6 protein-coding genes are annotated in these 4,938 nt (G+C 68.6%); 2 read left to right on the top strand and 4 right to left on the bottom strand.

Annotated features, from left to right (window positions below):
• Positions 1-99: 99 nt before the first annotated feature.
• From AB0F88_RS37170 to AB0F88_RS37160, 3 genes are read right to left on the bottom strand one after another with little or no spacing between them, the layout of a single operon-like run.
• Positions 100-1,008: an ImmA/IrrE family metallo-endopeptidase gene (locus AB0F88_RS37170; protein ID WP_362695443.1), complete on the bottom strand. Its 909-nt coding sequence runs from the start codon at positions 1,006-1,008 to the stop codon at positions 100-102.
• A complete protein-coding gene (locus tag AB0F88_RS37165; protein ID WP_362695441.1) occupies positions 1,005-1,430 on the bottom strand; it encodes a helix-turn-helix transcriptional regulator in 426 nt (141 codons plus the stop codon). Before AB0F88_RS37165 ends, AB0F88_RS37170 begins: the two co-directional genes overlap by 4 nt.
• Positions 1,427-1,654 (bottom strand): phosphopantetheine-binding protein, encoded by a 228-nt coding sequence (locus tag AB0F88_RS37160; protein ID WP_362695463.1) that lies wholly within the window; start codon positions 1,652-1,654, stop codon positions 1,427-1,429. Before AB0F88_RS37160 ends, AB0F88_RS37165 begins: the two co-directional genes overlap by 4 nt.
• A 154-nt stretch (positions 1,655-1,808) precedes the next feature.
• Here AB0F88_RS37160 and AB0F88_RS37155 point away from each other — a divergent pair, with 154 nt between their 5' ends.
• On the top strand, positions 1,809-2,681 hold the full coding sequence (locus AB0F88_RS37155; protein ID WP_362695439.1) for a nucleoside triphosphate pyrophosphohydrolase family protein: 873 nt from the start codon (positions 1,809-1,811) through the stop codon (positions 2,679-2,681).
• A gap of 99 nt (positions 2,682-2,780) precedes the next feature.
• On the opposite strand, the gene AB0F88_RS37150 is transcribed toward AB0F88_RS37155, so the two are convergent.
• Positions 2,781-2,906: a hypothetical protein gene (locus AB0F88_RS37150; RefSeq protein WP_362695437.1), complete on the bottom strand. Its 126-nt coding sequence runs from the start codon at positions 2,904-2,906 to the stop codon at positions 2,781-2,783.
• Positions 2,907-3,103: 197 nt separating this feature from the next.
• On the opposite strand from AB0F88_RS37150, the gene AB0F88_RS37145 reads away from it, so the two are divergent.
• The coding region (locus AB0F88_RS37145) for an NB-ARC domain-containing protein (protein ID WP_362695435.1) at positions 3,104-4,938 on the top strand (1,835 nt) is incomplete at its 3' end.

Here is a 4,938-nt window from a genome sequence, read left to right as displayed (position 1 = left end):
GGTGAGGTCACCACGTGTCATACCCCTTCGCCTACCAGGGCCGGACGGTACCGCGCAGCACAACCTCACGATCTGAACTCAGAACAGGCCCTAGTGCGGTCAGGTCGGCCAAAGCTCCAGGACGCCAACGCGCGGCGACTGCCGCGCGACGGTGACCTCAAGCAGATCAGCAGCGCCCGGCACGCGCACCGTCACCGTGGCCGTGCCGGTGAGGGCATCGGTGACTTCCGCGACAGTTGCAGAGGCGTCCTCGTCCCACAACAGCTGCCCTTCGGGGTTGCCGGTGGGGACCAGGCAGGTGGGCAGCGCATCGAAGTGCGCGCCGGGGGTGCGCAGCACGACCAGGTCACCTACGTCCACCCGCACCGTCGCCTGGTGGGCGGCCGTGTCGATCACGTGGACATGTGCCTTGCTGGGCACCATGCCACCGGCCAACACCGCCTTGATCGCGGCAGGCTTGGTCTTCAACCAGGTGGCCTTTTGTGCTTGCGTCAGGAGCCGCAGCCGGTGCAGGTGGTTCACGGTCCCGGTGTAGGAGGTGCCCAGCCAGCGGGCTACTTGGTAGGCGTGTTCGGGCACCCGGGGGCGCTCGACACCGAGTCGCCGCAGCGCCGATTCCACCGCGGGCAGGGGCATGAGGAACCACGCCGCGAAGGCCTCGGCGGTCTTCTCCTCATCGGGCCAACTGCCATCTCCCCAGCCGACGGTGCGGTCCAGTTCCTTGTCGAGGGCGGTGCCATGTCCCAGGCAGTGGTGACCCAGCTCATGCGCTGCTGTATGCCTTTGGGTGATGATGTCCAATTTTTCGTTCAGGAGCACCGCCGGCCCGCCGTCAGACGCGGAGAAGTACATCCCGAACAGGCGCGGCATGGGCCGCACTATCCCGTCCAGCCCGGCTTCTCGTAGCGCGCCGTGCACGTCGACGTAGTCGTCGCGGTCGATTCCCAGGTCGCGGTGGGCCTGCACGGCCGCCATCGCGGCGACCGTGTAGGCGACGTCCCAGTTCACTCAGCCGGCCTGGACGGCGTCACGTGTCCGCCGTCTTGCTCTGTGTCCGGTGCCTCCTCCTGGGCGCGCCGGTACTTCAAGAACTCAGCGAAGCTGATGACCTCCTCCCAGTCTCCATCGGTCAGGCCGACCAGAGCGCGGGGCATCCCGGCCAGGGCGTGCTCACCTGGATCGGCGTCCTCTTCCTTGGCCAGGAAGTAAGACACCGGCCGGGTGTAGAGGCGGGCGAGCTTCTTAAGCTCCAAGCTGTCGACGCGCCGGGCGCCGCGTTCGATGTCGCTGACCGCAGAGCGCGGGATGCCGGTCATGTCGCACACATACTGCTGTGACATGCCCAGGTAGTCGCGGGTGTGGCGCAGTCGTTCGGCGAGCAGGTCCAGCTCGGGGTCGCGGTTACGCGCCTCGGCCGAAGCAGGGGTCATGAGTGGTGCCTTTCCTTGATCACCTTCAAGACGGTGGCGGCGAAGGTGTACACAGACCGCGTGGAGCGGGCGGTTTCTTCGTTGGTGGGAACCGTGATGCCGTAGCGCTCCTCGACCTGGGTCAAGATCTCGACGACCAGGATCGAGTTGACCGGCAGCTCCTGGCCACTCTGTTCCAGTTCCATGCGCAGTTCGCCGGGGTCGCGGTCTTGTCGTTGCGCCAGGAGTTCTAGGACGAGGGCGACGATGTCCTCCAGGGGCGGCTCGAGCGTTTTCAGGAGTCTCTCCCGTTCGTCGGATTCTCCGGCATCACTGTTCTACTATACGACAACGTCGGCGATGCCGACGATGATGCCGGGTTATCCAACGGGAGGCGTGATGCACTTTAACCGCTACCAGCAGGCGGCGATCAAGACCCTTCAGCCCGCCGCTCCCGGCGCCGACCCCGTGATGGTCCCCCTGCTCGGCCTGACCGGCGAGGTCGGATCCCTGGCCACCGCCTACAAAAAGCACCTGCGCGATGGGCCCGGCATGACCTCCGGCAAGCACCTCTTACGCGAGGAACTCGGCGACGTCCTGTGGTACGTCGCGGCCCTCGCGCACCGCTTCGACCTCGACCTGGAAGACGTCGCCGCCGCGAGCCTCGTAAAGATCAACGACTGGTGGCTTACCACCCCCACGGCTGAGCGCGTCTTCTTCGACGCCACCTTCCCCCAAGCCGAACAGCTCCCACGACAAGCCACCCTCACCTTCACCCTGCAGCAGCGCGACCGCGACGGCCGCAGCGTCGCGGTACTGACCCACAACGGCAGGCCGTGCGGAGACCCCCTCACCGACTCCTCCCACATCGACGACGACTACCGCTTTCACGACGTCTTCCACCTAGCCCACGCCGCCGTCCTGGGCTGGTCCCCCGTCACACGCTTCCTACTGCGCTGCAAACGCAAGAGCGACCCCAGGATCGACGAAGCCGAAGACGGCGGCCGCGCCATCGCCATCGAAGAAGGCATCTCCGCGCTCGTGTTCGCCTACGCCGCCCGCCACGGCTACTTCGAGAACGTGCGCCACATCGACCACGAGTTCCTCAAGACCATCGCCACCATGACCTCCCACCTCGAAGTGAGCGTCCTGCGTGCCGCCGACTGGGAACAGGCGATCATGACCGGATACGCCGCCTGGCGACAGCTTCGCGCGAACGCAGGAGGCACCCTCCACCTCGACCTGAACCAGCAGACACTAACTGTCGAGTAACTCACCTACGACGACGTCAAACAGCTACTCGAGGTGTGTCCCGGCCTCCGCTTTAGGTGCGAGGGCCGGGGTTGAGGCGGACGGAGTGCGGTGGGCGGGTTAGCGGTGGGTGATCCACCAGATGGTCAGCGCGACGGGGGCCGAGGCGGCGGCCGCGGCCGCGCTGCGTACCGCGGCGGCCAGGGCGGCGCGGGCCAGGCGGCGCAGGAACGGGCGGTCGATCATGAGCGGTTCTCCTTACCGCGGGCCCCGGGCGCTGCTCGCCCGGGGCGGTGCCCTCATCAAGCCGCTTCGGAGGGTTTTCCGGATCCGGCTCCATCGGCGCGGTGGGGCGGGCAAGGTGGGAGACCTCGGGGAATGGGGTGATGGGTGGCTTTTCCGGATGGTTTCGATCCGGATCCGGATGCGCGAGAGGGAGCAAGATGAGCGGTGCCGGCGATTCAACGGACGCAGCGGCAGGGGCTGCGGACGCGGTGGATGCGACCAGCCGGTACGCCGCCGCGCTCCGGGCGTTGCACCAGGCGGCCGGCGCACCGGACGGCGCGACGATCCAGCGGCAGGCGGCCGCGCAACTGCCACCGTTGAAGGTGACGTCCACGTCGTGGAGTGATTGGCGCAACGGCCGCAACGTCCCGTCTGACCGGAAGGTCGCCGACTGGCTGATCGCTTTCCTGCGCGGCCGCGCCCGGCAGAAGTCCCCTGAGTATGTTGCGCCGTCTGCCGCGTGGTGGGAGGAGCTTCGGCAGCAGGCGCGGGCCGAGCGCCGGCAGGGCAGCGGGCGTGGAGGCCGTCCCCCCACTCCTCACCCGCTGGCCCCCACCGTGCAGAAGGGGGAGAGCGGGCCGGTGCGGTGCTGGGTGGGGGTGGTGCCCCGGGCCGCGGACTGCTTCCAGCCCCGCCAGATCGCCGACCGGCTTACCGAGGCCGCTCAAGACGGCGAGACGGTGGTGGTCTCACAGGTGCTGGCCGGGATGGGCGGGATCGGCAAGACCCAGCTCGCCGCCACCTACGCCCGCCAGGTGTGGCAGCAGCGGGAGGTGGAGGTGTTGGTATGGGTGAGCGCGACCTCCCGCTCGCAGATCCTGGCCGCCTATGCCCAAGCCGCCACGGAGCTCGGCCTGCCCACTGACCCCGGCGACGTCGAACAGGCGGCCAGGCGGTTTCTCACCTGGGCCCAGAGCACGCCGGAGGCGTGGCTGGTGGTGCTCGACGATGTGCAAGACCCCGCCGACGTGCGGGAGCTGTGGCCCTCGGGCGCAGCTGGGCGGGTGGTGGTCACCACCCGGCGCCGGGACGCGGCCCTGGCCGCCCAAGGCCGCCGGGTGGTGGAGGTGGGGGTGTTCACCACGGCTGAGGCACGCGCCTACCTGAGCGCCAAGCTCGCCGTCCACGATCGGGTCGACAGCGACGCTGAGATCGACGCGCTCGCCGCTGACCTGGGATATTTGCCGCTGGCGCTGGCGCAGGCGGCCGCCTACCTGATCGACGCGGGCCTGGATTGCGCCGGCTATCGGGAGCGGCTGGCCGATCGGCGCCGCACGCTGGCCGAGGTGGTACCCGAGGAGGGCGCTCTGCCCGATGACCATCCCGCGATCGTAGCTGCGGCCTGGTCGTTGTCGATCGACCGCGCCGAACGTACGCGGCCCGCCGGACTGGCTCGCCCCCTGCTGCAGGTGGCAGCGGTGCTGGATCCGAACGGCATCCCACAGGACGTACTGACCAGCACCCCGGTGCTGGCCTACCTGGCCACCGAACGATCTCCCAGGGCCACAAGGGAGGCGTCGGCCGCTGACGCCCACGACGGGCTGCGGGTGTTGCACCGCTTCAGCCTCATCAACCACGACCCCACCGCATCCTTTCAGGAGGTGCGGGTCCACCAGCTCATCCAGCGCGCCACCCGCGACACCCTCTCCAGCGCCGAGTTAGCCGCCGCCGCGCGTATCGCCGCTGATGCCTTGATGACGGTATGGCCGGATGTCGAACGCGATCAGGCCGGGCCCGTCTTGCGCGTCAACACCACCACGTTGGGCACCCTTACTGGCACCGCCCTATGGGAATGGAACGATGAGGCCCACCCGATCCTGTTTCGCGCCGCGACCAGCGTCGGCATCAGTGGACAGGTTCATGCAGCCGCCGCCGAATACACCCAGCTGCGTGCCACCGCCACCCAGCTTTTCGGCCCCAACCACCCCGACACCTTGGCCAGCCGAGGCAACCTGGCGTACTGGCGGGGGCAGGCTGGGGATGCGGCAGGCGC

This window comes from Streptosporangium sp. NPDC023963 (genome assembly GCF_040639135.1).
Classification (GTDB): domain Bacteria; phylum Actinomycetota; class Actinomycetes; order Streptosporangiales; family Streptosporangiaceae; genus Streptosporangium.
The sequence above is the reverse complement of the archived record's forward strand: the minus strand, read 5'-3'. Positions and strand labels throughout refer to the sequence as shown.